The sequence below is a fragment of the Methylophaga thalassica genome, from assembly GCF_030159795.1.
GTDB classification, from domain to species: Bacteria; Pseudomonadota; Gammaproteobacteria; order Nitrosococcales; family Methylophagaceae; genus Methylophaga; species Methylophaga thalassica.
Map to the genome: position 1 here is coordinate 525782 of NZ_BSND01000003.1, position 24852 is coordinate 550633.

Below are 24852 nucleotides of genomic sequence, written 5' to 3' on the forward strand. Positions count from 1 at the left end.
ATCAATGCAACAATACGATCTTAATCCACAAATCATCGAGCTATTAAAAGCCGAGTTTGAAATGAAGGAAGATGGGCAATATCTACGTGGTAGATGCCCAGAGTGTCAAAAAAAGGAGTTATGGACCTGGTTAGATCGTCCTGGTCGGGTTCAATGTAACAGAACCAATAAATGTGATTTTTCAGCCACCACAAAAGAGCTATTCCCCGAACTGTTTGAAAAGCTGAATGAAAAGTATCAACCAACGCTAGAAAACCCAAATGCCACGGCTGACGCCTATATGTCATTACTTCGTGGCTTTAATGTTGCTGATATTAAAGGCTGGTATGAACAAGGAAATTATTGGCACCCGAATGGCGATAAAGGTACAGCAACGGTTCGTTTTTTCCTTGATGAAGCAAAGTCCATCATGTGGGAGCGCCTTATTGATGATGTCACCATTACTGATGAAAATGGCGAAACCGAATCTCGTAATAAAAACTTTAAAGGTGCGTTTAAAGGTTACTGGTGGCAGCCACCTAAATTCACTATAGAACCAGGTGATGAAATATGGATGGTTGAAGGGATTCTCGACGCTATCGCATTAAACATAAACGGTATAAAAGCCGTGGCTAATATGTCATCGGGGACATTTCCTGATGAATCAATCAAACCACATCTTAAAAATAAAGTTACATGGGTTATTGGATTAGATAACGATAAAGCAGGCCGTGAAGCACTAGAAAAGCACAGTAAAAAACTACGTGAAATGGGTGAAACAGTAACTGCAGCCCTATCCAGTAATGGCGATATAAAAGCCGACTGGAATGATCTTCATAAAGCCGGAAAACTCACCGACAAAGACATCAGCTTTTATCGTTATTTAGGGCGTATAGAACTCGCTCAGAGTTACACCGAAAAAGCCCAAATGATGTGGGAGCATAACCCAGAACGCACCTATTTCATCTACTCATTCAGAAATCGCACTTATGCCGCCAAGATAGATAAAAAAGTCTATGACCAGGTCAGTATGGATTATTGGATTGCCCTGGCTAAATCTAATGATGAAAACCTCAACACTCATGAGCTTTCAAAAGTAAAAGAAAAAGCTACACCAGAGGAACACCGTCAGTGTGCGGTTAACTCATTTAATCAGGCATCCACGCTGCGAGAAATCGCTACTTTCTCTATTTCATATCTCTATTTCCAACAGCCTGATAATGGCGAAGACGGTCAATATTTCTTTAGCTTCAAGCTGGCCAACCATGGCCAGGAGCGTCAAATAGCCTTCACCTACAAAACAATCTCTGCAGCCAGTGACTTTAAAAAGTCAGCCATGCGAATACCTGGTGCACTTTTCAGTGGCATCCAGTATGACCTCGATTGGCTCTATAAAGAATGGACCAGGTACAACACTAAAGAGGTCCGAACGCTTGATTTTGTTGGTTATGACAAGTCTAGCCAGGCATACGTCTTTAATGAATTCGCGGTAGAGAGTGGTCGCGTTCACAAGCTGAACAAACAATCATTTTTTCAGCTCAGAAAACAAGGGATAAAAACGACTGTGGATATCAAACAATCATTATCAGAAAAACATAACGCTAATTGGTTACCTGAGTTTAAAACAGCATTCGGCACCAAGGGTTTAGTTGCACTTTCATGGTGGTTTGGCTGCTTATTTGTTGAACAAGTGCGTCATCAACACCGCTCATATCCATTTTTTGAATTAGTAGGTGAGGCGGCTTCAGGTAAATCTAGCCTAGTAGATTTTCTCTGGAAGTTATATGGCAAAGAGGGAGAGTCATTTAATCCAAACTCGTCAACCCTAGCTGGGCGCACACGCAAAATGTCAGAAGTGGCGAATATGCCAGTGGTATTTAATGAGACAGACAACGAAAACGACGACAAAAATAATCATGTAAAGCGATTTAACTGGGACGAGCAAAAAGATTTATACGACGGTGAGTTCGGGCGTGTAACCGGCATCAAATCGCAAGATAACAGCACTAAAAAGCCAGCATTCAAAGCAGGGCTAATGATAGTCCAAAATATTCCCGTTAATGCCTCAGAAGCGATTATGACGCGTATTTGTCATCTCAACTTTGACACAAGCCATCATAGTCCTGCTGGCTACGATGCCGCCGTAAAATTAAATGGCATGTCAATTTCAGACGTGAATGGCTTCATTCTGAATGCAGTTCGTCAGGCTGACCGAGTGATGAAGCATTTTAATAACAAATTAGTCCAGCACCGCATCACATTGAGCGCCAATAAAGAAGTGAAGCTGCAACGGATAATTGAAAATCATTCAAAGATTATGGCCTTCGCAGACTGCCTACACGGTCTTTATCCAGAAATAACGAAACAAGAACTAGGCGAAGTTCACGCCATGATTGAATTAATGGCAGCACAAAGACAAGCATCACTGAATGAAGACAGCCAGTTAATACAACAATTCTGGGCTCAGTTTGATTATCTCGACAGCCGCTTTTATCCAGGTAGTGCCAATAATCCAGACGGAAACGGCGGTGTCGTGATTGAAAATCAACTGAATCATTCACCAAGACCGGAAAGGATGATAGCGGTCAACCTAGAGCACTTCCACAGTATGTGCAAAAAGCACGACTTGCCAATGATTGATCCCAAAGAACTACGCAGACAACTGCCAACCAGTAAGAAGCGGAAATATTTTGATAACAAACCTGTCACCTCGCGGATTGAACAGCGAAGTGTCCGGTGTTGGATTTTTGAACGATAAGTTTTTGATACCCAAGCCGGTAGTGGGGAGTGAATAACACCGGCAGTGATGGCAGTCTCCTTCTCGAATGAGTAAATGCTGTGACATCACCGACTAGCCGGCGCAAGCGGCCCTTTATTTATAAACGGTGGAGATATATGGAAATGAATTTTATAAATGAATTAGTGGCGAAATCATCAATAATTGATATGCACAAAAACCAGATTAACAAGTTGGAAAAACGTGCTATTTGCCCTAGAGGCTACATGTTAACAGCTCACTATCACTATGATGATGTACGTTTTTCTATACACGGTAAAGATAGTGTGCTGATTAATCCTTTGCTTTCAATTATTGATTATAAGGGTATGACGCGAGTTTCGGCTTATATCCTTGTTCAAGAATTTAAATCATTAAACAGCTAATAGGAGACATGGAATGTTGATTTTAACTAGAAGAGTAGGTGAGTCATTAATCATCGGTGATGACGTGGTGGTCAATGTGTTGGGTGTGAAAGGCAACCAGGTGCGTATCGGTATCGATGCACCAAAAGACGTGACCGTTCATCGTGAAGAGATTTACGACCGGATTCAGGCTGAGAAAGACCAACCAAACGATTAGGGGTAAACCATGGTAATTGCAGCAAAAACAATTAATGGACTAAAGCGCAGAGCTAAACAAATTAAGCGGGCAGTGAATGTTCCTCATTGTCAGGCTTTGGACATAGCTTCTCAAGAGGCAGGTTTTAATAACTACAAAGATGCACTTGAAAAAATTCCAGCACCAGAGGTCAAATTATGAGATGCACTATAAAGCTAGATGAATCACGACTTGAATTAAAGGCCGTTTTTAATATCGACCGAGATAAATTCACTGACAAATTGGCTGAGGAGATAAACCACTTTTGGGGTGGGGCAGAATTTAGAGAAGATTCCGCCGGATCACACTTTAATGCGGCATTAAAACTCATAGGAAGCAAGTGTTTCGAAGAGATCGCCTTTAATAATTTCAAGAGTAAGTCCTGGTTAGTTGATCAGTTCGACTGGTCAAAGGGAAACGGCGTGGAGGGATTTCCTTCGTTCCAAGAAGCGGGATTGGAGTTGGTCGAAATCGACACTTGGTTTATTGATGATGACCTGCTTGATATCGAGTTTAGTGAGTAGGAGATAACCATGAGCCTAGCACAACAAAGACAGATTGACCTGCTGAAAAAGCGGGTCAGTCACTTTGAGGGGCAGGTTAGTCACCTTGAGGGGCAGGTCGCAGAAGCCAATCGCAAGCTGGATTTATTGCTAAATAACTTTGAAACCACGATGGCTAAGGCCATCGATAAAGTGATTGCCGATGGTATTGAGGTAGAGCAAACGACTGATAGCCAGATAAAAGCGTTAATCAATGAATGATATCGGCTACTGCAATACCTGCGTTGAACCTAAATGTGATCAGCCACGAATTAAAAAGACGATGGCATCATGTCCGAAAGGTTTAGCCTGGACGGATGGCACTGTTCACGATGAGATAAGCGAGCATTGGGATTGCCCGAACTGTGAAGAAATCTTATTTATAGAAACAGCTGATCAGCATCGATGTGAAGTGGTGAATGATGATTGAGCAAATAATCATAGCCATTAGCGGTGTTGTGGCCATATTTTTAACTCAATCAAGAAACGCGGGCCTGCATAAATATGCTTGTCTTTTTGGGATTATTGGCCAGCCTTTTTGGATGTTGGCCACGTATCAATCAGAGCAGTGGGGCATGTTTGTTTTAACAATTTGTTACACGTTTGCCTGGATTGTTGGAATAATTAATTATTGGTTTAAGAGGGGATAGTTTTGAGCCATAAAATTTTTGCTTTATCTTACCACCCTGATTCAGTTGAATATGACGATTGGGATGTCGTAAGTTCATTAGAATGGGCCGGTTCGAGTCAAAAACCTGAGACTGAAGTTTATAGTCTGCTCGGATTTGATGATAAAAACGCAGGCGTTAGTGGAGATGGTTCCTCAGAAGAACTCGAACACACTGTATTTTTAAACGCTATTGAGTCAGCGACAGATACAACATCACCTGAAGTTGTTTCTTTCTTGGTTGATTGCCTTAAGGCGTCCGAATCAAAACCGATATGGGTGAGCTTTTGGTAGCTTTAACTACCAAACAAATCACTCTGAATCAAAGCCTGGCGTTCACTGACCGTCAGGCTTTTTAATAGGCTGGCTGCCAACTGCCTGGTGTTTTGGATGGGTGGGTTAAGGTCGTGTGAATAACCTAGTTTCATCACAAAAGACGCACCGCAGCCGCCTTCCAGGTTGGTGCATTGGCAGTACAAATCTTTAACCGTGTGTGACAGCGCATTGGTGGAAGCGATGATGGCTTTTTGGTGACAATGAGGGCATTCAACGCGCATAGGTAGAGCAGTCCGCAGTGGTTTGATCAAGTATAACAAAAACATAGACTTAATTAACACTGTTGACAACCCGATTAGCTCACATTCTGGTTATTCCACTTCGGTTCGCGGAACTCGACAACACGCCGCCCTAAAATCTCATTCAATTCCAGGAATGGCTTCTGCATCGGACCAACTTCCAGCTCGTGATACACCTGCATAATCTTTTCCATATCCCCAAAGCCACTATTACTTTCTGGTATTACACCAGATAAACCAGGATACATCCGGTGCATGGAAAGGATCTCGCCTCGGGTAATGTTCTTGATGCGTTCAAATTCATCCTTGGTACCAATATCACCCACCGGGATAATTTTGACTGGTTCTTTAGCGTTAGTCTTTTCAATATTGAGATGCATCGATCGGAAGTTACCGGGGCCTTTAGATTGTGATACCTGGTCAGAGAGTATTTTTAGATCATCTTCTTCCAGGCCTGTATCTGATGTTAAGAAGATATAACCCATGTGAGCCCCGTTTTTATAGTACTTCCGTCGAAACAGACCAGCGTCTTCACTGAGTAATACTGATTGTATGCCGCCCATATATTCCGGTATGCCATAGATGCTTTGCAGGACGTCATATTCATTGATTTGAATAACTTCATAGGGAGCGAATTCTATTTCAGTTCCATCCGATAACAGCTTAAAGAATACACCTGGCTTTTTACCCCGTCGCATGGCAATAGATGGTAAGTGACCGAGACGGACAGGGCGGCCGAGGCCGTTAGTAAAGATTTGCACATAGAACATCCCAAACACTGCAAAATCTAAAGCGATCTGTTTTAGTGTGCTGTAGCTCATCATTTGTGATGGCTCAAACCATTTTAAGATCATGTTTTTCTTAAAGTGGAGAATGCTATTGTGATGCGAGTTCGCCCCACGGGTTTGGGCTAGGCCATTTAGGCTCACCGGCGGCACCCAATACTTACCGCCCAGGTCAGTAAACACGCCGAGATAGTCGGTCATTCGGTTGTTCAAGACTGGCTCGGGATCGCCAAAGGTAAAATTCATTTTTGTGTCTGACATGGTGGTTTCCTATTAAGAGGCCATCTTCATCGATGACTTGCGGCGTGGGACTAATGGCTCGTAGTTAAGGGCGTGCATGATGGACCAGGCAACGTCGGCATGGCCCGTCGTGTTTGAACGGTTCGCGGCATAGGTGATCTGGCTGCTGCCTGGTGTGACTGACTTGGTGATCATCATGAATGCCTGGGTAATTTGTTTATCGCCGGCAGAGTATTGCAGGCGTTGATTTTCTACTTCGCCCTGGGCTTTCAACACCAGCTCTGTTTTGGTTTGAACGCTGTAAGTAATAGGCGTGGCACGTGGGAAGAAGTTTTCCACATGCTCAAACACGCCATAACCAATACCGGTAATATCGATACCGATATGCTTCACATTGTGGGTTTCCACAATCTCTTTGATGCGGTTGGCCTGGTATTGGAAGTTTTGCCCGTTATAGCTGATGTGTCTCAGTACGCGCCATTTCTCTTGTGGGCTTAGTGGTATGGCTAATATGGCCAGCGTGGCGTTATCTCGTGTGCGTGATGGGTCATAGCCTAAAGCCACCGGTCGATTGCCAAATGGTCGAGCCGCTTCGGGGTGATAATCTGACCAGGCATCGGTATCGACCATGCAGGCCATCAGCTGATTCAGTGCAAAAACTGACTTAGCATCATCAATAAACACACACATGAATAAGTTGCTTAACTCATCAGGTGTGTATTCAATTTGTAATTCCTCGATATCAAATAAATCACAACCATTGGCTTCGGCATCTTTGACCGTCACCATGTGCCGCCATATTTTATCGATGCCTAATACACCGTCTTTTAGTGTTTTATGGCTAAGATCAAACTCGACCTTGTCATCTTCTTTTCTGGCTTTATTAAAGCGTTCACCCGACCACATCGGGTAAGCCTGGTGAGATTGTGCTGATGGGGTAGAGAAAAGGGTTCGACGCCATTTTTTATGAGCAGACATACCCGACGCGACTTTCCATAACTTCTCAAAGTCGGGTATCCAAAACACCTCATCCACATATAAATGGCCGTGGTAAGACTGAGCCGTGCGGCTGTTGGTTGATAGAAAACGAATCTCAGCACCATTCGAGAGAATGATGACGCCTTGGCCTTTTAGCTCAACATCAAAGTGTTCTTTCGCAATGGCGATGATGTAAGCCTTAAATACTTCGGCCTGATCACGTGATGCAGATAGGAAAATCTGATTGTCGCCGGTGAGTACGGCATCCTCAAATGCTTCATAAGCAAAGTAATAGGTGGCACCAATCTGACGTGATTTAAGGATGAAGCGTGTTCTCTGGCGTTTCTTTTCGTGCCATAGCAGCTGGTATTCGAAAAAGTGTGATTCTCTGAACTCATCCAGCTGTTTTTGGGTGATACCTGAGATATCATTTTTAGGGGCTTTTTCTCTCCGTTTTCGCCTGGTCTTTTTCTCTTGCTTTAGCTCATCCTCGGTCGGTGCGGTTTCCCGAAACTCATGCGGTATGTAGTTACCTTTCGATATGGCCACTGCTTCAGCTTGCAGTTTCTGAGCCTGGGCGATGTTGATGCGAAGGTTGCCAAAGTTGGCCACCAGAGAATCCAGCTCTCGCTGCTGTGACTCTGTTTTGTTATCAATCTCAATCAGAGCATTGATTCGCCTGGTAATGGCTTGCTCAACCGTATCCGGGGCAGCGAAGGCTTCCCACTCATCAGCATCACGCCAGTTATACAGCGTCCGCTCATTTACGCCGGTCTGAGCTGATATCTCAGTGATAGACCAGCCCTTAATAAAGAGCTTTTTTGCCGTTTCTTTTATCTCTGCTGAATACTTCGCCATGGTGCCTCTGTGTTTTTCACCTTATTTTAGGTGCCAAAACACACAAAAAAAGCGAACTAAGTCCTTAACTTTCCTAGTGTTTACTTATCGGAATTTAGCCAAACCAAAAGCGTTGAATCAGCCTTTTTTAACACCTAATATTTTCATCAACCAAGCACGAAAACTGAAAAACTAAGGTGTTACCAGGTGATGAATGGCTAAGTTAAAAACAGAGTGGGTACGCATAGGCCGAAGCGGCAAAACCATCGATGGTCGAGATATTGATCCGCAATGGTTACGAGATGCGGCTGAAACGTATGACCCAGAGTTATACCAGGCGAAAATCTGGCCCGATCATATTCGTATGTACAGCATGGGCAGCGTGGTTGCTGTCAGAGCCGAAGATAACTCAGAAGGTGGCGTCGACCTTTACGCTCAAATTGCCCCGAATGAGATTTATCAATCAACAGCTAGATCAGGGCAGCGTCTCCACACCTCAATGGAGTTAATGCCTAACTTCAGAGACACCGGCAAGTTTTATCTATCTGGTCTTGCTGCAACAGACACGCCGGCATCAGTAGCCACGTCTGAAATGCGATTCACCGCGAACAAAGACCAAACCATCATCTTAGGTGAGTTCGTCGAGAACGAGACTCACAACTTCAACGATTCACACAACGACGACCAGCCCCCGCGTTGGTTTACACGTTTATTTACCAAAGACAAATCCGACGAGGGCGACATGGATAAGAAAACCGCAGAAAAACTGACGGCTTTAATGACAGGTTTAAGTGAGTCATTAGCTGCATTTAAACAACAGCTAGACGGCAAACCAGAAGGTGATGGCAAGCCAAACGGCGAACCGGCAACGCTGGAAATCACCGCTGAACGCTTTGCAGCACTAGAAGCAGAAATTAAAGAACTGAAGGATGCCAAAGCCAGCGAAAAAGGTGGCGAGCAAGCTTCAGCGGTGGATGCTGAAGCCTTTAACAAACTGCAAACCAAGTTTGATGAGCTGACCAAACAGTTCAAAGCCGCGCTGAAAGAACAACCAGGCACGCCGGGCGGCGAGCATGACGGCGATGGCTTCAATGCAAGCCATTACGTGTAATCGATATTAAAAGTTAAGGAACATAGAGATGAATTTATCTGAACAAGGCCGCCAAGCGTTAGACCTTCATTTTGTGAACACAGCACGAGCTTTTGGTGTTCAACCTGGAAACCCCTCTGCTGGTCAACACTATGCCGCCACACCAAGCGTGGCCCAGACGATTTACAACAAAGTTGTTGAAGATGGTAACCAGTTTCTACGTCTAATCAATGCCGCGGTGATGGTTGGTGAAATCAAGGGTGAGAAAGTTGGCCTGGAGCTAACTGGTCGCGTAGCCAGCCGTACCGATACAAATGGCGCCGGCGAAAGAACACCTAAACATCTTTCAAACACAGACCCAAAGGGGTATGAGCTTTTCCCTACCCAATTTGATGTGGCATTAAAGTATTCAAAAATTGATAGTTGGGCCAAGTTCCCAGACTTCGCTGAACGATATATTCGCCTTGTGCGTCAGGCAATGGGCAACGATATGCTGACGGTCGGTTGGCATGGCACATCAGCTGCTGGAACAACCAACCTTGGCAGTAATCCAAACCTAGAAGATTTAAATATCGGCTGGCTGCAAATTCTTCGGGATTTTAACAGCGGTTCACAACATTATGCTGCTTCAGCTAGTGAACTCGTCCTGGGATCAGGCGACGCGAAAAACCTCGATGTATTGGTGCATGAAGCCAAAATGATGTTGCCTGTATATCACCGTAATCGTGATGACTTGGTAGCGTTGGTTAGCGGTGATCTTCTCTCTGCTCAAGAAGAAACCTATTACGAAGTAAATGGTAATACACCGACTGAAAAAGCCATGCTTTCTGGTCGAATCACTCGGGCTTATGGTGGTTTGCCAACAATTACTCCACCTTTCTTCCCTAGTGGCATCGTAAAAGTTACACCGCTGAGTAACTTATCCATTTATATCCAGGATAGTTCAATCCGTCGTATACAAAAAGACAAGCCAGAGAAAGACGAGGTTCAGGACTTTAACTCAGCCAATCAAGGTTACGTGGTTGAGGATGAAGAAATGGCCGCCTTTATTGAAGGTATTGAATTACCACCTGCTGCATAACAACCCTGAAGCAATGCAACCACTGTTCCCAGGTAGGTGAGCCTACCTGGGATAAACAGGAGCCAATATGAGTTTAATTAAAAAATTAAAAGCGCGACGTGCTGATCAGGGTGGTGAACCACAACCTACCAAGCCAAAAACAGACCAGCGTGTCAGTAAGTTCCAAGCCAAAAAGCTGGCACAACAAGCTTCCGTAATTGGGGTGGATGTCGCGCCAAGTGCTGATGAATCAGTTGTGGCCACTATCGGACCCGATGGTATTCAAAACCTGACCGCGTCTGTGCCATTAAACAAAAACCTGCTTGAACAATACCAAGCGGCATTACAGACCGATGTTCAGCGTTTAAGCACCAAAGACACACTGGAAGATAAAGCAGCGATGAAACGTCAGCTGCTGCCGAACTATATGCCGTTTGTTGAAGATTACATGGCCAATGGCCACGACTACCCGAACAGCGTGGCCGTGATGATGATGGTCTGGTTATTCGATATCGGTGATATCGAGCAAGGCTTACACCTGGGCTTTTATCTGGTGAAAACGCAAAAGCAACCCATGCCGCATGGCTTTAGCAGCACGATGGAAACGTTCATTTGTGATTACACCTATGACTGGGCTAGTGCACAAATCAAGGAAGAGAAAACAGCCAGCCCGTACCTGGATAACTTGGTGAAAGTGCTACTGGATGCGAAGTGGGAACTGGCGATGCCAGTGAAAAGCAAAATGCTGAACATGATGGCCAAGAATGCCTTCCTGAAAGGTGACTTTAAAGCCTGCGTGTCATGGTGTGAAGCGACACAAAAGGTCAACCCAGAAGGGCATGGCACCAAAACATTAATGAATAAAGCACTCAAGGAAATTGAGAAGTTAGAACAAGCCGCTGCTGAAACTAAATAATTCAGCCGCTTTACAGGCTCCACCGCCGGGGCAGGGCAAAAAACGAAGCACTCCAACGCTGTATCAGGTGTGGTTCGTGTTTTGTTCCGGCACCTTACATAACACAGGGTTCGCATGAGTTTAACGGGAAAACCATCACTAGCAAACGCATCACCCATCACCAATGATGGGTGGTGGCCTGATGTGTCTACGGCTGATTTGGTGAGCAAATACCGTGTGCCTTCAGATATTGCAGACGACACGATCAGCACAGGTTTAAGCTTGGCCGTCGTGCGTGTCAATGAAACGCTGGACCCTGTAAAACAACACCTTTTAACGCTCGGTTATGCTGACTTTGAAAGCTACCTGACGGCTAACTCATCACCCGTGGTGAGTAGTGAATTATTACTGGTTCACTATGAAGCGGCGGTCTATAGCCGCGCCAAAGCGTATTTATTGCAACAGTTCATCAGCATGAACCGCCGAGAAATAGCTGAAAATCAGGCCAAAGAATCCGAGCAAACCGAAAAATTCTGGCTAGATGAAAGCCAGTCATCCATTGCATCGCTCTGGAATACGTTTTTTCCTGATAACCCCAAAATGAAAACGCATGGTTTTCACGCGGTGCTGCTGTAATGAAGAAGTTACAAGCCATCACAGACTACTTGCTAAACCTGAACATGGTCGCAGCAGAAAATATCGATGCCTGGGCAGAAAATGCCCGATTCGTCGGTGTGGCCAAAGATATGGGCAACGACGGCATGGTGTTGTTTCGCCTGCATTACACTGCGGCCATCGTCATTGAGCGTTTCCCACACCAGGAGCATCCCGCCGAGCTGTTATTCGGCCATGTGATTGCCTGGTTAATGGATAACGACGATTTACGCGAAGAGTTAGCGCTTGATCCACCTGAAACCGACATCGATATTCTGGATAACCAGACTGCTGATTTAGAAATCAACATCGATTTTGTTGAAGACGTGGAAATCATCCAGGATGCAGCCGGACCACTACGGTTAAACGGTGAACGTTATCGCCTGGCACCGGTGCGTATTGATTATGCCCTGGAAGGTGAGGTGACAACATGAATCCCGCTTTAAATATTCAAGTCACTGGTCTGATGACACTTAAGCAGCAGATTGAAATACTCGGTATGCCAACAAAGCTTCGCCGTCGTTTATTGGCGAGAGTGGGGAAAAAGGTCATATCTGACAGCAAACGACGAGTTCGCACACAAACGGATCTGTCTGGCCAGAGTTATCCAGCACGCGCCAAAAAGAAACGTGGCGGCAGCAAAATGCTGCTGAAACTCGCCCGTCAGCTCAAAGTTATCCGCGCTGATGGCACTGAGGCCGTGGTCGGTTTTTATAAACGCTCATCCGCTCGTATTGCAGCCAAGCAACAGCATGGTTACACACAAAGAGTCACCGCACGCTCACTGAAAAGAAACGGTACAAAAAACCAAGACAGCCCAGCCACACGCGACCAGGCACGCGCCTTACGTGAGGCCGGCTTCACCATTAACAAACGCAAATCAAAGAACGGCAAAAAGCCAAGCCAAAAGTGGGTAATGCAAAACCTCACCATTGGCCAGGCCGGTTCGTTGTTGCGTCAGTTACGTGAGCAAGCAGGCGAAAGCCCAAAAACATCATGGAAAACCACGCTGCCGGCACGCTCATTTTTAGGGGCAACCAAGGCCGAAATCAGGCAGTACATTGATGCCATTTTTAAACAAATTAAGCAGGAGATAGCCCGTGGCGTTACCTAAAATTACGGTCAATGCGCTCAATTTACAGCAAGGCCCATTCCCAACGGTCGAGAAGTATTTGCTGTTTATCGGTGTGGCAGCGACCAATGTTGGTGAATTGTTATTCCTTAATACCGATAGCGATTTAGATGTTGAACTTGGCGAAGCCGATTCAGAGCTAAAGCGACAACTCATTGCAGCCAGACAAAATGCCGGTGAAAACTGGGCGGCTGTGGCTGCACCAGTAGCTAATGGTGCGCTTTGGGACCCCGTGGTTGATATGGCCATGAATGAAAATGTGAAGGTTGAAGGCATTGTCATTTGTACGCCTGTGAATCAAGCATCTGACTATACAGCCATGCAAACTAAGGCAGTCAACATCATGGCGCAATACGGTCGTCGTGTTTTCTTCATTGGTGCAGCGCGTGCCATTGATAGCGAAACCGAATCCTGGTCAGAGTACATCACAGCGATAAATGATTTAACTGACACCCTTTCTGCTGATCGTGTGTCTCCCGTGCCTTATATTTTCGATGATGCCGTTGGCATTATCGCAGGCCGTTTATGTAACTCAGGTGTGAGCGTAGCCGACACACCGATGCGCGTCGAAACCGGCCCATTAGTGGGACAGGACCAAACCACCTTGCCCGTGGATAAAGACGGTGTGCGTTACAACATGGCCCATGCCAAAGCGTTGAATGACCAACGCTTCTCAGTGCCATCGTTTTTCCCTGATTACCCTGGCGTGTTCTGGTCGGATGCTCAAACGCTGGATGCCCCAGCGGGTGATTATCAAGTGCTGGAAAACCTACGTGTTGTCGATAAAGCCGCGCGGGCTGTTCGCCTGGTGTTAATTGGCTTGATTGGTAACCGCCGTTTCAACTCCACACCCACCGGTGAAGCTTGGGCGATTAATAAGCTTATGCGACCACTACGTGAAATGAGCAAGTCGACGGTGTTCCAGGGCATTCCTTTTCCTGCTGAATTAAAGCCGCCGGTTGAGGGTGACATTGTGATCACCTGGATTACTCGCGAAAAGGTGGAAGTGTTTATGAAAGCACGGCCTTTTGAAATTCCGAAAGAAATCACCGCCAACATTGTGTTGGATTTATCTGATCCAACTGCATAGGAGACTAACCCGTGTCTAAACGTTTATCCGGTCAAAACTTTGACTTTATGTTCAGCGATTTATTGATACATGCTGAAAGCTTCACGGCGACGATTACTGACAACAGCGCCGCCACCTATACCAATGGCGTGCCTGATGGATATGTGGACGGTGATGTCTCTTGCTCTGGTGAAATTGAGCTTGATAGCCGTAACTTTAACTTGATGGTGGAAACAGCCAAATCAGCAGGCAGCTGGAGAGGTATGGACACCTTCGACATTATTTCAACAGGTAAAGCCCTGGATGAATCTCAGAAGTTCGAGCTGTTTGGCTGCCGAGTGAAAATCTCTGATCTGCTCAACATCGACCCAAAAGGTGGCGAGAAAACCAAGCACAAAGTGCCGTTTGATGTCACCAGCTCAGACTTTGTACGCATTAACGGCGTGCCGTATCTGAGTGAAGACGATACACGAGACTTGCAGGTTTAACGCATGGACTTTTCACTACTCAAAACAGTGATAGCGATGATGCCTGGCAGTGAGACGGATGATCAGGTTGTGGCTGATTGGTGCAACTCACCATCAGTCACCCAACTGAAGCAAACGTTTATCACTACACGCACATTGATGGAAAAGCTAGGGCCACAAGCAGCCACTGATATTTTAACCAAGCTTGAAACAGCCGCTGCAGCTTCATCTTTACTGGCGAAAACATTGGAGATGATGAGTCCCGTCCAGGGCGGCATCGATGTCGCTTTGGATAGTGTGCGTTTTCAACTGGATGATCTTGCCGTCAATAACGTGATTACTCAGCAAGAAGCCACCAACATCAAATCACTAGGCGAACACCTGGTTAGCCCTGCCGAGTCAGTCGGGTTGCCGGTTATTACTGCTCAAAACGTGGCATTTGTGAGACTGAATCATGACGATTAATACCTCTGCAGCGATTGTTGAAAAGCAAGCCGAGCATACGGCGATTAATGCAGCGGCATCGATAGTAAACGGTGCCTACAGCACAGAAGCACAAACCACCGCTTTGGTGCTAACCGATAAGGTCCGGTTTGCGGATGCCGTTTTGGATATCACGTTGCCAACACTGGCCGCCAGTGGCAAATCGGTGCATCTGTACCGCCGTGATAAAAACATCAAAGGCACTAATCACGCGCCAGTGCCTGGTGATAACTTTCCCCACATTTATCTTGGCTCATTCCCTTTGAATGCAGTGGGGACGCAGCAATTTATTTCATTGCCTGGCATTACTATCAGCGATGACTGTGAGTTTTACATCAAGAACGATTCTGGTGTGGCCACAAGTGGCACCACGGTGCTGACGTTAACCCCTTGGACATGGAACGGGAAGGCATAGCGTGAGCGTTTATCTACCCGATAACAGAATTACAGTGCCTGAGCTTTTCTATCCAGGGCGCAAGCCGACTGTGCCTGTGAGAGTGAACTGGAATCATCCTTTATCAAAAGGCTTACGGAATATATTAGTACTGTGCAGTTCCTTCAAGAATAAAGGGGAAACGCCAAAATACGAAAACGGTTTAGTGAATTTTACGGGTGGAACTTCGGAAGGCAATCAATACGACGTTTTTAAAGATGTCGAGTGGTTGAAGGGTAAGTCTGAATATTCAATCTGCATTGGCGTTAAACCACGTGCTGTTGACGGGAATAATATGATTTTCGCAATGGGCGTAGATAGTGGGGTATTTAGGTCGGCTAATACTATAGCCGTTTGGGTTGATGATAACGAGTTTAATTCAGGGGTTAACAACTGTTTAGCTTTTGAGCATGGGACAGCAACAAATACAGGGCCTACTAGCCGAGTGCATTCGAGTGAAAACAGCATTGAGGCGAATAGATATTACAACATTGTGTGTAGGCAGGATGAAAATTCAGCCGACTGTTGTATCAATGGAAAACAGGATGGCATTGTTATAACTGCTGATTTAGCTCCTGTATCCACAAGCATAAATGAAGGTTATCTGGGGCACCTGACTTCAACATTAACCTCAACTATCAATGGTGAGCTTCATTATCTGTATATCTTCGATAGAAGGTTGGCTGATGACGAAGTTCAGGCACTACACATAAATCCTTACCAATTTCTGGAGGCTGCGTAATGCTATCGCCTCTCTGGATTAGACAAACCAACACGCCGGCACCGACTCAATCATTCAGCATGAACAGTATCGGTTCTGAGGAATCAATGGGGGTGATCACGCTTTCACCTGGTCCCGTTTCTCTGGCCTTGTCATCAATCCTCAGTCAATCAGCCTTGGGTGATATCGAATTGTTACCTGGTGCGGTGTCGTTTTCTATGCCTGGCATCGAGGGGGATGCCATGGTGCCGAATCCCACTTTCTCTGTTGGCGGCTCGACGGTCTCTCTTGTGGCCATTCCTTCTGAAGAGTTTGTGGGTTTACCTGTGTTATCACCTGGCGCTGTTAGTTTCTCGGCTGCCTTTATCAGCGAGTCATCAGTGCTGGGTGATATTCACTTTTCAACGGGGTTGGTCAATTTCAGCGTGCCAGGCATTACACCTGGTGAGCAGGTGCAGCCGTTCAATATTGAAAATGTGAACCATGTTTTAAGGCTAAGCAGCATAGAAACGGCTGAAACGTTCGGTGCTATCAGCATAAAAGGTGGATCGAGAATCACAGGCTACATGAACGCCGACATTTTCACAGGCCCAGCGCTTTTAGGCGTGGTGGAGGTGAACCTTGGCCACTGAGAATGTTTTCCTGCTGGCTAATTCCAACACGATTGAGCTTCGTGGGCTGCGTAACGTCTTTACAGATGAATACATCAACACAGCCAATGTGGTAGCCACGTTGCACACATCAAAAGGCGTATCGGTGGTAACACCGGATGCCATCACGCTGCATTACGTTGAGGAATCAGACGGTTGCTATCGGGCGTTATTAGCACCAGAGACACCCTTAGAAGAAGGCAAGCGTTACAAATTACACATCGTGGCCCAGGGCGAAGGACTCACCGCCACTTGGGAACAGTTAATTCAAGCAAAAGTTAGGCGGTAAACGTTATGACAGCAAGTTTATACGGCAAAGGCCGTGAAGGTTTTCTAGGCGGCGACATCGATTGGGATGCCGACATCATCAAAGTGGTGGCCATCGATGTGGCCAATTACAGCGTGAGCATTGATGCCGATGAATTTCTGGCGGATATCCCCGCTGCAGCGCGTGTATCTATTAGTGATGCACTGACCAGTAAAACCAAAGCATTGGGCGTGGCTGGTGCAGCGAATGTGGTGTTTCAGGAAGTCACCGGTGCAGATATTGAAGCGATTGCTTTGTACCAGGACACAGGCAACGAAGCGACCTCGCGTTTGATTGCTTACAACGATGAAAGTGCTGATTTACCCATTTTACCCAATGGCGGCGATATCAACCTGAATTGGGATGCCGGCGTGAATAAAATTTTCAAACTATAGGTGACGATATGGCCAAAGCATTAAAAGACATGAGCATCAACGAGCTGGAAGTCACTATCCAGGACTTAACAAAACAACGCCAGGTCATTCGTGAACAGGCTATCTCGGCACAAGCGGTGTTAGCTCAAAAACTGGAACAACAACGCGTCAGCAAGCTGTTAGGCCGTGATGTGCAGTTGGTTGAAGTCAGCAGCATCGAGTCTGAGGAAGACGCATGAAAAGCTTCAACACCAAGACCATCACTGATGCCCTGAAAAAGCACGATTACCCGTTTTTTAAGGGTGATTACAACCTCAATATCATCGGTGTGCGTAGCAATGATACGGATGCCAACACGTTTAATGATGTGATTGTGGTGCTGTATGAGCTGGACAAAAAGCAAGTGATGCATGTGTTCCCAGCGACGACCGATCCTGGTCTGTTTTACCGTAAAAACCCGCTCAATGTGGAAGGTACCGCCATTGTCGTGCCTGGTCATTATCGGGGGGTGTGGCAGATTGGCCCTCATCAGGCGAAATACAACGCCCTGGTTCAACGTAAACCGATGAAGGTCTATCGAGACAATGATCAAGATGCCGGCTTGGATATGGACGAAACCAGCATTGATGAAGGTTTATTCGGCATTAATTTGCACCGTGCCGGCGTGAATAACATCTCGCTGCAGGTGGATAAATGGTCTGCCGGCTGCCAGGTGTTGGCTGATCCATGTGATTTTGATTTGTTAATGGCTTTGGCCAAGAAATCAGCATCGATGTATGGACCATCGTTTAGCTACACGCTGCTCACGGAAGAACAGCTATGAACTGGCTGATTATCGCAGTATTTGCAGCAAGCTGTTCTGCCAGCTTTTTTGTGGGCTACGACTACCGCGATAGGGGCGTGCAGGCTGAAATGGCCAAAGCGATATCCAAAGCCCTGGAAGATGCTGACGAACAATACGAAAAAGACCGTCAGCAGGAACTGGAGCTGATTGAAAAGCAAAAAAAGACCGAGATTGTTTACAAAACCATTACCAAAGAGGTGCCAAAGTATGTGCCGGTTATTCAGCAAAAAGACAGTGATTGCAATCTGTCTAATGGCACTGTGCGGTTGTTCAACAGTGCCGCCCGTGACGAGATGCCCGAAACCACCAGTGTCGATGCTGATACCGATACCCGACCTTCCACCATTACAGAAGCCGATCTCATCGACTATGGACTCGTCACCATCAAGCAGTACAACAAGGCAAAAAACCAATGCAACGCCTTAATGGATTGGTTTCACTCCGTGGAAAAGAAGGAAAAGAACGAATGATCGAGAAAGACCCAACGGCCTATCCATTAATTACCTATTCGTGGGTGTTTCTACTTTCGATTATGGGCGGTGTGGTGAGCTATATCCGCAAACGTCGCATGGGCAAGATTGCACGCTTTTCGATTACAGAATTGGTCGGGGAGATTGTAACATCGGCATTTGCAGGGCTTATCACCTTCTTTTTATGTGAAGCCGCCAAGATTCCACCGATGCTGGCTGCGGCCATGATTGCTGTTTCTGGCCACATGGGCTCACGGCTGATTTTCATGCTCGAAGAAGGCCTGCAGAAGTGGTACGAAAAATACGTTTTCAAAAAACAACTTTCTAAAACTAAAAACGAGGAATAAACCATGCCTTTAACTACGCTCACACTCGATGACAAGCCGTTTGATTTTGATATCGCCGTGGATGATGCCAACCGTTATATCAACTCAATTGATGCACAAGACAAAGTCGCACCTAGCTACAACTTGCTAATGCAAACCGTGAAACCAGAGCAAAAAGACGATCTGAAAAAAGTCGTGCTGATTGATGGCAAACCGAACGGCTTTTTATGCATCAACATTGCCGGTGAATTGAATAAACAGTTTTCCGGCGCGGTGAAAGTTTCGCTGGGAAAGCCGAGCACATCGCAAAGCGAATAGAAGAAAACGGATTGCACCAGGTGTTATGCCTGGTGCATCACTGGTTGCCCGGGCAACCAATTAATGAAGACACCATGGGCGAAGCGATATATCTGGAAAAACGCTATTGGGAAAACATGAGCAACGCTGTCGCAGCAGGCATTCAAAAGGCTTTATAGCAACGTGAACGCATTACAACACCTCGATTTTATTGTGAAACTGACCGACATGGCTTCTGGCCCTGCCGGCAAGATCATGAAAAGCATGGACACCATGACGACCAAGGTGCAAGACGGTTATAAAAAAATCGGCTATGGCGCGGCGGGGATATGGGGTGCCGGTGCGGCCCTGGATAATTTGCTAACACCTGCCAAAGAAATGAACAGGGCATTAGGTGAGGTGAAATCACTAGGTGTTGCTGATAAAACGTTAAAGCAACTCACATCCACCTCGCTGAAATTCAGCATGCAATATGGCGAATCGGCGGCTGACTTCGTGCGTAGCTCGTATGACATTCAATCGGCTATTAGCGGTCTGGTGGGGGATGAGTTAACCACCTTTACCAATGCCAGTAATATTTTGGCCAAAGGCACTAAATCCGACGCGGCCACCATCACCGATTACGTCGGCACCATGTACGGCATTTTCAAAAATGGCGCCGACCAGATGGGTAGGGGGCAGTGGGTAGAAATGCTGGCAGGCCAAACAGCGGCTGCGGTGCAGATATTTAAAACCACCGGTACTGAAATGTCAGCCGCCTTTGGCAACCTGGGCGCAGAAGCAACCAGCCATGGTATTGCGATGAATGAGCAAATGGCCATACTCGGTCAGTTGCAATCCACTATGTCCGGTTCTGAGTCGGCCACAAAATATCGCGCGTTTTTATCTGGCGTGGGTAAAGCACAAGAGGCATTGGGGCTACAGTTTACCGATAGCCAGGGCCGCATGCTGCCGATGGTCGATATTCTCAACGCGATTAAAGGCAAGTTTGGCGAGATTGATACCGTTGCAGAATCCGACATGCTGCAAAAAGCGTTTGGCACCAAAGAAGCCGTTTCGCTTATCAAGCTGCTCTCCAGCGATGTGGGCGGGCTCAGTAACAATATTCAAGAGCTGGGGAAACAAACCGGTTTAGAAAAAGCGATTCAGATGGCAAAAGACATGAGCGATCCATTTAAAATTGCTTCAGCCTCAGTGGATGCACTAAAGACAGTACTGGGACGGGGGATTATTCCTTGGTTATTACCAGTGTTCAATCTATTTGGCGATATCGCATTGAGAATGTTGAGATGGTCAAATTTATTCCCCAACCTCACTAAATGGGTCGGGTTTCTTACATTACTGGTTTTTGGCGTTATCGCTAGTATTTCAGCCTTATCCATTATCGTTGGTATAAATAAATTTATGCTAGTTGGATGGGGAATTGCCGGTAAAGGATTAAAACTCATTTTCACGGCATTACGCTGGTCAATTATGAAATTAATCCCATCCATATTTAGCTTCTCTGCTGCACTCCTGACAAGCCCGATCACCTGGATGGTTGTCATTATTACAGGACTGATTGCTGTTGTAGCTGCAGCGATTATTTATTGGGACCAATGGACAGGCGCTTTAGTGAAATGGGGTAGCCAGTTTTTAGAGTGGATAGGTGTTGTTTCACTTATCGACGGTGTATTAGCAGCCTGGGATGCACTACCACAGTGGTGGGCTGGTTTTAAAAACTGGCTCGGCACACTTGATCCTTTCGCCTTCATAGGCACAAGTCTTGAGTGGATAACAGACAAAATATCGGGCTTTGCTGATTGGTTAGGTATTGATCTCTCAAATAAGCCAGAAGCGCCCAAACCTATCGCGCCACCGCCAAGCCTGGATGTCAACAAATCACTCAGCAGCCAAGGCGGGGTGATGCAACGTATTACCAATGCCAACAACTCGCAAACACGCAGCATCGGTGATGTGGTGGTGAATAACTACGGGCCAAGCGTCAACGGCAACACGCTGCGTGACGAACTCGCGTTTATGGGTGGCTGAGATGGCAGATTACGTCGATTTATTGATTGTTGATGATGATGTGGTCCTGGATGCTGCCGGTGAGCCGCAGCTTATCTATGACAAAGCCTGCATCACTCAGGATATCAAGCACATGGTGCGTGACTCGGGCTTGCTTGTGGAAATGATTGGCGAGCGTAGTAGCAGCAAAATTCAGGAAAAAATGCTGAAACTTGTGCTGTTTATCGAAACAGACGAACGCTTGATTCCTGGCACCGTTGCTATCACCCGCACCGACACCGAAACCTTTTTTATCACTGCCACTACATACAAATATGGCAGCACCAGCATTGAGGTAACAAGCTAATGGCCGATGTGGATTTTAAACAAATCGTTTCTGATGCCGGCATACCGACCACCGAAGCGGAACTAAATGCGGCCTGGAAGGAAGAAGTGACCAATGCCGGCAGCACCATCAGCAATGATAGTGACTATAGCCCGTTCTGGCGTGTTATCACGGCCTTAGTCACTAAGCCCGTGTTATGGATGATTAACTTTTTAATTGAAACGGTATTGCCGAATGCCTTTTTAAAAACAGCGGTATTTGATTGGGCGGTCGAGCTACTGGCTGATGCGGTCAACCTGACCAGAAAAGATGAAACCTTCACCACAGGTGAAATCACCTTTACTCGCGGTGAAATTGGCACCAGCGTCACCATACCGAAAGACACCATCATTCAAACGCCGACATTAAACGGCAAGGTGTATCAGGTCAAAGTCACGCAACCGACCAGCTTTTTAGCGGGATTAAGCACTGTTCGTGTACCTGTTAAAGCCGTGGAGGCAGGTTCTGCATTTAACCTGGCTGCTGGTTATTACTCCATTTTACCGGTACCAATGGCCAACATTGTGCAGGTGAGAAATGAGGCAGATTGGATCACCTCACCAGGTGCGGACCGTGAAAGTAACCTCGATTTAAAAAACCGAGCCCGAAATCAGTTTGGTACCGCCTCAGATTTTCATACCGATAGTGTGTATCGGGCGTTAATTTCAGAGTTTCCAGGGGTAACGGTCGATGCCATCTGGTTTGAACATGACGCACCACGAGGACCAGGCACAGCCAACGCGTTTGTGCTGTTCGACTTTGCTGCACCGGTAGCGCAATACCTGGAAGACATTAATACCTATATCACTGATGAGGGCAATCACGGCCATGGTGATGATTTGCAAGTGTTTCAAATGCCCGAGCAAACCGTGTCGCTGACTGTGACCGTTTGGCACAAAAAAGGGCTGGCCACAGATGCCGTGACCACGCTTAAAAACAATGTGCGTGATTTTGTGAATGCCGCTTTCCGTGAAAATTCGCTGTTTTCACCCACGCTGACCTTACCCTTCAGCCGCTTCAGCTTTTCCAATCTCGACCGGGAATTACATGAAAAGTTTGCTGGCATTCATAGCGTGGATTATTCACTCGATGACATTGTGACCGAGCTTTGGATACCACGTTTAACCAGCTTAATCGTCAACATCCAGGAGACAGAATAATGCTGAATATTAAGCTGCCATTCTGGATTAGTGCCGAGCAAACCGAAGCACTCACCAAAGCAGCCACTAACTACTGGTCAAAAATTGAAGCCTGGCTACGCTGGCCACTGGACCAAATGGACCCGCTCACCTGTACGCCTGGCATGCTCGATTTGTTGGCCTGGCAGCGTGACATTGAACGCTTTACCACTGAGCCATTAGACCTTTACCGAAAGCGGGTGAAATACGCCCTGATCAATGCCCAGGATGCTGGCAGCAAAGCCGGTTTTATCCGTATTTTTGAGCGCCTGGGCATTGGGTATGTGGAAATAGAAGAACGCGTCGATCCGGTGGATTGGGACGTGATTCTGGTGCATTTATCCGATAGCCAGCTTTCCGAAAATAATGAGCTGTTAAACCGCATCATTCAAAAGTACGGACGCACCTGCCGGCGTTACCAGCTGACGGTGATCACGCCCATTAAAACGGGCATAAGTGTGAAAGCGACGGGGCACACCTGGTGGTTTGATACCGCGATACAAACCATCGCGCCATGGTGGGTAGATAACACCATTGAAAACAACGCGACAGGCCACGCCTGGTCGCTCGACATTGCAAAACTATAAGAGGGCTTGAAATGGGCTTTATAACCATCAGCGGCGAAAACCAGATTGCCAATAAACAGGGCAACAGCGAAACGCTCAACATCACCCACTTTGTGCTGGCCAACATCGATGGCCTGGACGTGAACAACGAGCCGGTTAATCGTGTAGAAGCCATGCCGGCAGCGGGAAACATTCGGGACACCTTGCCGGTGACCAAGCAGGGCTATGTCAATACGAATCAGGTCGTCTACTCCCTGGTGATGGATAGTGCCATTGGTGATTATGACTTTAATTGGGTAGGGCTAATCGATGATGAAGGGGTGCTGGTTGCGGTGACCTATACACCGCTTATCCAAAAGCGGAAAACGGCCGGTTCTGTACCAGGCAATAACCTGACGCGTAATTTCTTGATTGCCTTTTCCGGTATTCAGGCCACCACGGCCATCGCGGTACCGGCTGAAACCTGGCAGATTGATTTTAACGCCAGATTACACGGCATCGATGAGCGTGAGCGGTTATCTAACTTTGACATTTATGGCCATGAAGGCTTTTTGAGTGATGGCTGGAAGCTGGAACGAGTTGGCACCTCATCCACTTATAACGTGTTGCCAGGCGTGGGTTATGTCGGCGGTATTCGTATTGCTGAAACATTGACACAACAAGTCACCGCCACCGGGCCAAAATCAGTCTGGCTTGATGTGTCACTGCAGGGCGATATATCTGATGTGACTGCGGTGGTCGATTTTGTCATCGATGCGGTGTCTCATGCTGATTACACCGATGGCAATGGCTTTAAACATTACCTGACCAAAATCAGTGATATTGCAGCCAATGGCGATGTGACCGATGTTCGGGTAGATGGTGACGGCCTTTCTCAGCATTTATTGGATGAAGACCCACACCCTCAATACCTCACCGAAGCTGAAGCCAACGCTTTATATAAAGCAAAAACGGCCATTGATTACCCAATTGGTGCTTTGCTGATCATGGATGGTGATGTCGTACCAACGGGCTTTTTAAAACGTAATGGGGCAGAACTAGTGCGTGCCTCATACCCACTGTTGTGGGCCTATGCTCAGACAGTTAGCAACTTTGTGACTCAAGCCACTAAAGATAGTGACCCTGAAGCCTATGCCGGTTATTACGGGGACGGTGATGGTTCCACCACATTCACAATCCCTGATTGGCGTGGTGAATTTTGGCGTGCCTGGGACGATGGTCGTGGTGTGGACGTAGGTCGTGGAATCGGTACATGGCAGGCTGACGAGTTTAAGAGTCACTATCATCTTGGTGGTATTGCAGAACAGGGCCCACAAACATGGTTTGGCGCAGAAGATGCCGGAGGAGGGACAAGAGAGTACGTTACAAATAACGAAGGCTCTGCAATTACCACATCGAATAAAACGAATAACGTCGGTGGGAATGAGACGCGCTCACGCAACTTATCTGGCACAGCACTAGTCCGCGCATATTAATTAGGGGT

At 46.6% G+C, this 24852-nt stretch carries 36 protein-coding genes; 33 read left to right on the forward strand and 3 right to left on the reverse strand.

Features of this window, described 5'->3' with window-relative positions; all coding sequences use genetic code 11:
• Window positions 1–4: 4 nt before the first annotated feature.
• The 8 genes from QQL60_RS02685 to QQL60_RS02720 all read left to right on the forward strand — a co-directional run bounded on the left by QQL60_RS02685 (window position 5) and on the right by QQL60_RS02720 (window position 4858).
• On the forward strand, window positions 5–2737 hold the full coding sequence (locus tag QQL60_RS02685; RefSeq protein WP_284722321.1) for a toprim domain-containing protein: 2733 nt from the start codon (window positions 5–7) through the stop codon (window positions 2735–2737).
• A 137-nt stretch (window positions 2738–2874) separates the two neighbouring features.
• Window positions 2875–3141, forward strand: coding sequence for a hypothetical protein (locus QQL60_RS02690; protein ID WP_284722322.1), 267 nt, complete (start codon window positions 2875–2877; stop codon window positions 3139–3141).
• A gap of 13 nt (window positions 3142–3154) precedes the next feature.
• Window positions 3155–3337: a carbon storage regulator CsrA gene (gene csrA, locus QQL60_RS02695; protein ID WP_284722323.1), complete on the forward strand. Its 183-nt coding sequence runs from the start codon at window positions 3155–3157 to the stop codon at window positions 3335–3337.
• Between the two features lie 9 nt (window positions 3338–3346).
• A complete protein-coding gene (locus QQL60_RS02700; RefSeq protein WP_284722324.1) occupies window positions 3347–3517 on the forward strand; it encodes a hypothetical protein in 171 nt (56 codons plus the stop codon).
• The gene (locus QQL60_RS02705; RefSeq protein WP_284722325.1) at window positions 3514–3879 is read left to right on the forward strand and encodes a DUF2528 family protein; all 366 of its coding nucleotides are present in this window, start codon (window positions 3514–3516) and stop codon (window positions 3877–3879) included. Before QQL60_RS02700 ends, QQL60_RS02705 begins: the two co-directional genes overlap by 4 nt.
• A gap of 9 nt (window positions 3880–3888) precedes the next feature.
• Window positions 3889–4119 (forward strand): hypothetical protein, encoded by a 231-nt coding sequence (locus QQL60_RS02710; RefSeq protein ID WP_284722326.1) that lies wholly within the window; start codon window positions 3889–3891, stop codon window positions 4117–4119.
• The gene (locus tag QQL60_RS02715; protein ID WP_284722327.1) at window positions 4112–4327 is read left to right on the forward strand and encodes a hypothetical protein; all 216 of its coding nucleotides are present in this window, start codon (window positions 4112–4114) and stop codon (window positions 4325–4327) included. Before QQL60_RS02710 ends, QQL60_RS02715 begins: the two co-directional genes overlap by 8 nt.
• Before the next feature lie 222 nt (window positions 4328–4549).
• The gene (locus QQL60_RS02720) at window positions 4550–4858 is read left to right on the forward strand and encodes a hypothetical protein (protein ID WP_284722328.1); all 309 of its coding nucleotides are present in this window, start codon (window positions 4550–4552) and stop codon (window positions 4856–4858) included.
• A 2-nt stretch (window positions 4859–4860) separates the two neighbouring features.
• Here the strand turns inward: QQL60_RS02720 and QQL60_RS02725 are convergent, their stop codons facing one another.
• The 3 genes from QQL60_RS02725 to QQL60_RS02735 form a co-directional block, all read right to left on the reverse strand.
• A complete protein-coding gene (locus QQL60_RS02725) occupies window positions 4861–5121 on the reverse strand; it encodes an Ogr/Delta-like zinc finger protein (protein WP_284722329.1) in 261 nt (86 codons plus the stop codon).
• 74 nt (window positions 5122–5195) lie between these two features.
• Complete coding sequence (locus QQL60_RS02730; protein WP_284722330.1) at window positions 5196–6185, reverse strand: phage portal protein; 990 nt, start codon at window positions 6183–6185, stop codon at window positions 5196–5198.
• A 12-nt stretch (window positions 6186–6197) separates the two neighbouring features.
• A complete protein-coding gene (locus QQL60_RS02735; protein WP_284722331.1) occupies window positions 6198–8000 on the reverse strand; it encodes a terminase large subunit domain-containing protein in 1803 nt (600 codons plus the stop codon).
• A 193-nt stretch (window positions 8001–8193) separates the two neighbouring features.
• On the opposite strand from QQL60_RS02735, the gene QQL60_RS02740 reads away from it, so the two are divergent.
• The 25 genes from QQL60_RS02740 (at window position 8194) to QQL60_RS02860 (ending at window position 24844) form a co-directional block, all read left to right on the forward strand.
• Window positions 8194–9090 (forward strand): GPO family capsid scaffolding protein, encoded by an 897-nt coding sequence (locus QQL60_RS02740; protein ID WP_284722332.1) that lies wholly within the window; start codon window positions 8194–8196, stop codon window positions 9088–9090.
• 28 nt (window positions 9091–9118) lie between these two features.
• Window positions 9119–10150: a P2 family phage major capsid protein gene (locus QQL60_RS02745; protein WP_284722333.1), complete on the forward strand. Its 1032-nt coding sequence runs from the start codon at window positions 9119–9121 to the stop codon at window positions 10148–10150.
• Window positions 10151–10217: 67 nt separating this feature from the next.
• A complete protein-coding gene (gpM, locus tag QQL60_RS02750) occupies window positions 10218–11045 on the forward strand; it encodes a phage terminase small subunit (protein ID WP_284722334.1) in 828 nt (275 codons plus the stop codon).
• A gap of 114 nt (window positions 11046–11159) precedes the next feature.
• Window positions 11160–11660, forward strand: coding sequence for a head completion/stabilization protein (locus tag QQL60_RS02755; RefSeq protein ID WP_284722335.1), 501 nt, complete (start codon window positions 11160–11162; stop codon window positions 11658–11660).
• Window positions 11660–12112 (forward strand): phage tail protein, encoded by a 453-nt coding sequence (locus QQL60_RS02760; protein ID WP_284722336.1) that lies wholly within the window; start codon window positions 11660–11662, stop codon window positions 12110–12112. The genes QQL60_RS02755 and QQL60_RS02760 overlap by 1 nt, the downstream gene beginning before the upstream one ends.
• Entirely contained in the window at window positions 12109–12792 is a 684-nt protein-coding gene (locus QQL60_RS02765; RefSeq protein WP_284722337.1) for a phage virion morphogenesis family protein, read from the forward strand. The genes QQL60_RS02760 and QQL60_RS02765 overlap by 4 nt, the downstream gene beginning before the upstream one ends.
• A complete protein-coding gene (locus QQL60_RS02770; protein ID WP_284722338.1) occupies window positions 12779–13900 on the forward strand; it encodes a DUF2586 domain-containing protein in 1122 nt (373 codons plus the stop codon). Before QQL60_RS02765 ends, QQL60_RS02770 begins: the two co-directional genes overlap by 14 nt.
• Window positions 13901–13911: 11 nt before the next feature.
• Window positions 13912–14367: a phage protein gene (locus tag QQL60_RS02775; protein ID WP_284722339.1), complete on the forward strand. Its 456-nt coding sequence runs from the start codon at window positions 13912–13914 to the stop codon at window positions 14365–14367.
• Window positions 14368–14370: 3 nt separating this feature from the next.
• Complete coding sequence (locus tag QQL60_RS02780; protein ID WP_284722340.1) at window positions 14371–14811, forward strand: hypothetical protein; 441 nt, start codon at window positions 14371–14373, stop codon at window positions 14809–14811.
• Window positions 14801–15244, forward strand: a complete 444-nt coding sequence (locus tag QQL60_RS02785; RefSeq protein ID WP_284722341.1) for a hypothetical protein — start codon at window positions 14801–14803, stop codon at window positions 15242–15244. Before QQL60_RS02780 ends, QQL60_RS02785 begins: the two co-directional genes overlap by 11 nt.
• Window position 15245: 1 nt before the next feature.
• Window positions 15246–16004, forward strand: coding sequence for a LamG-like jellyroll fold domain-containing protein (locus QQL60_RS02790; RefSeq protein ID WP_284722342.1), 759 nt, complete (start codon window positions 15246–15248; stop codon window positions 16002–16004).
• The gene (locus QQL60_RS02795) at window positions 16004–16615 is read left to right on the forward strand and encodes a hypothetical protein (RefSeq protein ID WP_284722343.1); all 612 of its coding nucleotides are present in this window, start codon (window positions 16004–16006) and stop codon (window positions 16613–16615) included. The genes QQL60_RS02790 and QQL60_RS02795 overlap by 1 nt, the downstream gene beginning before the upstream one ends.
• A complete protein-coding gene (locus QQL60_RS02800; protein WP_284722344.1) occupies window positions 16605–16922 on the forward strand; it encodes a hypothetical protein in 318 nt (105 codons plus the stop codon). The genes QQL60_RS02795 and QQL60_RS02800 overlap by 11 nt, the downstream gene beginning before the upstream one ends.
• 5 nt (window positions 16923–16927) lie before the next feature.
• On the forward strand, window positions 16928–17335 hold the full coding sequence (locus tag QQL60_RS02805; protein WP_284722345.1) for a hypothetical protein: 408 nt from the start codon (window positions 16928–16930) through the stop codon (window positions 17333–17335).
• Window positions 17336–17343: 8 nt separating this feature from the next.
• A complete protein-coding gene (locus tag QQL60_RS02810) occupies window positions 17344–17553 on the forward strand; it encodes a hypothetical protein (RefSeq protein WP_284722346.1) in 210 nt (69 codons plus the stop codon).
• Window positions 17550–18137: a hypothetical protein gene (locus QQL60_RS02815; RefSeq protein ID WP_284722347.1), complete on the forward strand. Its 588-nt coding sequence runs from the start codon at window positions 17550–17552 to the stop codon at window positions 18135–18137. Before QQL60_RS02810 ends, QQL60_RS02815 begins: the two co-directional genes overlap by 4 nt.
• Window positions 18134–18628, forward strand: a complete 495-nt coding sequence (locus QQL60_RS02820; protein WP_284722348.1) for a hypothetical protein — start codon at window positions 18134–18136, stop codon at window positions 18626–18628. Before QQL60_RS02815 ends, QQL60_RS02820 begins: the two co-directional genes overlap by 4 nt.
• Complete coding sequence (locus tag QQL60_RS02825) at window positions 18625–18975, forward strand: phage holin family protein (RefSeq protein WP_284722349.1); 351 nt, start codon at window positions 18625–18627, stop codon at window positions 18973–18975. The genes QQL60_RS02820 and QQL60_RS02825 overlap by 4 nt, the downstream gene beginning before the upstream one ends.
• 3 nt (window positions 18976–18978) lie before the next feature.
• Window positions 18979–19272 (forward strand): putative phage tail assembly chaperone, encoded by a 294-nt coding sequence (locus QQL60_RS02830; RefSeq protein ID WP_284722350.1) that lies wholly within the window; start codon window positions 18979–18981, stop codon window positions 19270–19272.
• A 20-nt stretch (window positions 19273–19292) separates the two neighbouring features.
• On the forward strand, window positions 19293–19430 hold the full coding sequence (locus tag QQL60_RS02835; protein WP_379008360.1) for a DUF6890 family protein: 138 nt from the start codon (window positions 19293–19295) through the stop codon (window positions 19428–19430).
• Between the two features lie 4 nt (window positions 19431–19434).
• Window positions 19435–21282 (forward strand): phage tail tape measure protein, encoded by a 1848-nt coding sequence (locus QQL60_RS02840; protein WP_284722351.1) that lies wholly within the window; start codon window positions 19435–19437, stop codon window positions 21280–21282.
• 1 nt (window position 21283) lies between these two features.
• Complete coding sequence (locus QQL60_RS02845) at window positions 21284–21607, forward strand: DUF2590 family protein (protein ID WP_284722352.1); 324 nt, start codon at window positions 21284–21286, stop codon at window positions 21605–21607.
• On the forward strand, window positions 21607–22785 hold the full coding sequence (locus tag QQL60_RS02850) for a baseplate J/gp47 family protein (protein WP_284722353.1): 1179 nt from the start codon (window positions 21607–21609) through the stop codon (window positions 22783–22785). Before QQL60_RS02845 ends, QQL60_RS02850 begins: the two co-directional genes overlap by 1 nt.
• A complete protein-coding gene (locus tag QQL60_RS02855) occupies window positions 22785–23390 on the forward strand; it encodes a phage tail protein (RefSeq protein ID WP_284722354.1) in 606 nt (201 codons plus the stop codon). Before QQL60_RS02850 ends, QQL60_RS02855 begins: the two co-directional genes overlap by 1 nt.
• 11 nt (window positions 23391–23401) lie before the next feature.
• A complete protein-coding gene (locus QQL60_RS02860) occupies window positions 23402–24844 on the forward strand; it encodes a phage tail-collar fiber domain-containing protein (RefSeq protein ID WP_284722355.1) in 1443 nt (480 codons plus the stop codon).
• The last annotated feature ends 8 nt before the right edge of the window (window positions 24845–24852 follow it).

Excerpts from the sequence above, each read along its gene's own strand:
- QQL60_RS02855 (WP_284722354.1), top strand. The coding sequence starts at position 22,785 with ATGCTGAATATTAAGCTGCCATTCTGGATTAGTGCCGAGCAAACCGAA.
- QQL60_RS02710 (WP_284722326.1), top strand. The coding sequence starts at position 3,889 with ATGAGCCTAGCACAACAAAGACAGATTGACCTGCTGAAAAAGCGGGTC.
- QQL60_RS02755 (WP_284722335.1), top strand. The coding sequence starts at position 11,160 with ATGAGTTTAACGGGAAAACCATCACTAGCAAACGCATCACCCATCACC.
- QQL60_RS02760 (WP_284722336.1), top strand. The coding sequence starts at position 11,660 with ATGAAGAAGTTACAAGCCATCACAGACTACTTGCTAAACCTGAACATG.
- QQL60_RS02845 (WP_284722352.1), top strand. The coding sequence starts at position 21,284 with ATGGCAGATTACGTCGATTTATTGATTGTTGATGATGATGTGGTCCTG.
- QQL60_RS02830 (WP_284722350.1), top strand. The coding sequence starts at position 18,979 with ATGCCTTTAACTACGCTCACACTCGATGACAAGCCGTTTGATTTTGAT.
- QQL60_RS02705 (WP_284722325.1), top strand. The coding sequence starts at position 3,514 with ATGAGATGCACTATAAAGCTAGATGAATCACGACTTGAATTAAAGGCC.
- QQL60_RS02780 (WP_284722340.1), top strand. The coding sequence starts at position 14,371 with ATGGACTTTTCACTACTCAAAACAGTGATAGCGATGATGCCTGGCAGT.
- QQL60_RS02805 (WP_284722345.1), top strand. The coding sequence starts at position 16,928 with ATGACAGCAAGTTTATACGGCAAAGGCCGTGAAGGTTTTCTAGGCGGC.
- QQL60_RS02850 (WP_284722353.1), top strand. The coding sequence starts at position 21,607 with ATGGCCGATGTGGATTTTAAACAAATCGTTTCTGATGCCGGCATACCG.
- gpM (WP_284722334.1), top strand. The coding sequence starts at position 10,218 with ATGAGTTTAATTAAAAAATTAAAAGCGCGACGTGCTGATCAGGGTGGT.
- QQL60_RS02825 (WP_284722349.1), top strand. The coding sequence starts at position 18,625 with ATGATCGAGAAAGACCCAACGGCCTATCCATTAATTACCTATTCGTGG.
- QQL60_RS02745 (WP_284722333.1), top strand. The coding sequence starts at position 9,119 with ATGAATTTATCTGAACAAGGCCGCCAAGCGTTAGACCTTCATTTTGTG.
- QQL60_RS02860 (WP_284722355.1), top strand. The coding sequence starts at position 23,402 with ATGGGCTTTATAACCATCAGCGGCGAAAACCAGATTGCCAATAAACAG.
- QQL60_RS02730 (WP_284722330.1), bottom strand. The coding sequence starts at position 6,185 with ATGTCAGACACAAAAATGAATTTTACCTTTGGCGATCCCGAGCCAGTC.
- QQL60_RS02810 (WP_284722346.1), top strand. The coding sequence starts at position 17,344 with ATGGCCAAAGCATTAAAAGACATGAGCATCAACGAGCTGGAAGTCACT.
- QQL60_RS02735 (WP_284722331.1), bottom strand. The coding sequence starts at position 8,000 with ATGGCGAAGTATTCAGCAGAGATAAAAGAAACGGCAAAAAAGCTCTTT.
- QQL60_RS02740 (WP_284722332.1), top strand. The coding sequence starts at position 8,194 with ATGGCTAAGTTAAAAACAGAGTGGGTACGCATAGGCCGAAGCGGCAAA.
- QQL60_RS02795 (WP_284722343.1), top strand. The coding sequence starts at position 16,004 with ATGCTATCGCCTCTCTGGATTAGACAAACCAACACGCCGGCACCGACT.
- QQL60_RS02715 (WP_284722327.1), top strand. The coding sequence starts at position 4,112 with ATGAATGATATCGGCTACTGCAATACCTGCGTTGAACCTAAATGTGAT.
- QQL60_RS02725 (WP_284722329.1), bottom strand. The coding sequence starts at position 5,121 with ATGCGCGTTGAATGCCCTCATTGTCACCAAAAAGCCATCATCGCTTCC.
- QQL60_RS02690 (WP_284722322.1), top strand. The coding sequence starts at position 2,875 with ATGGAAATGAATTTTATAAATGAATTAGTGGCGAAATCATCAATAATT.
- csrA (WP_284722323.1), top strand. The coding sequence starts at position 3,155 with ATGTTGATTTTAACTAGAAGAGTAGGTGAGTCATTAATCATCGGTGAT.
- QQL60_RS02685 (WP_284722321.1), top strand. The coding sequence starts at position 5 with ATGCAACAATACGATCTTAATCCACAAATCATCGAGCTATTAAAAGCC.
- QQL60_RS02700 (WP_284722324.1), top strand. The coding sequence starts at position 3,347 with ATGGTAATTGCAGCAAAAACAATTAATGGACTAAAGCGCAGAGCTAAA.
- QQL60_RS02815 (WP_284722347.1), top strand. The coding sequence starts at position 17,550 with ATGAAAAGCTTCAACACCAAGACCATCACTGATGCCCTGAAAAAGCAC.
- QQL60_RS02765 (WP_284722337.1), top strand. The coding sequence starts at position 12,109 with ATGAATCCCGCTTTAAATATTCAAGTCACTGGTCTGATGACACTTAAG.
- QQL60_RS02785 (WP_284722341.1), top strand. The coding sequence starts at position 14,801 with ATGACGATTAATACCTCTGCAGCGATTGTTGAAAAGCAAGCCGAGCAT.
- QQL60_RS02820 (WP_284722348.1), top strand. The coding sequence starts at position 18,134 with ATGAACTGGCTGATTATCGCAGTATTTGCAGCAAGCTGTTCTGCCAGC.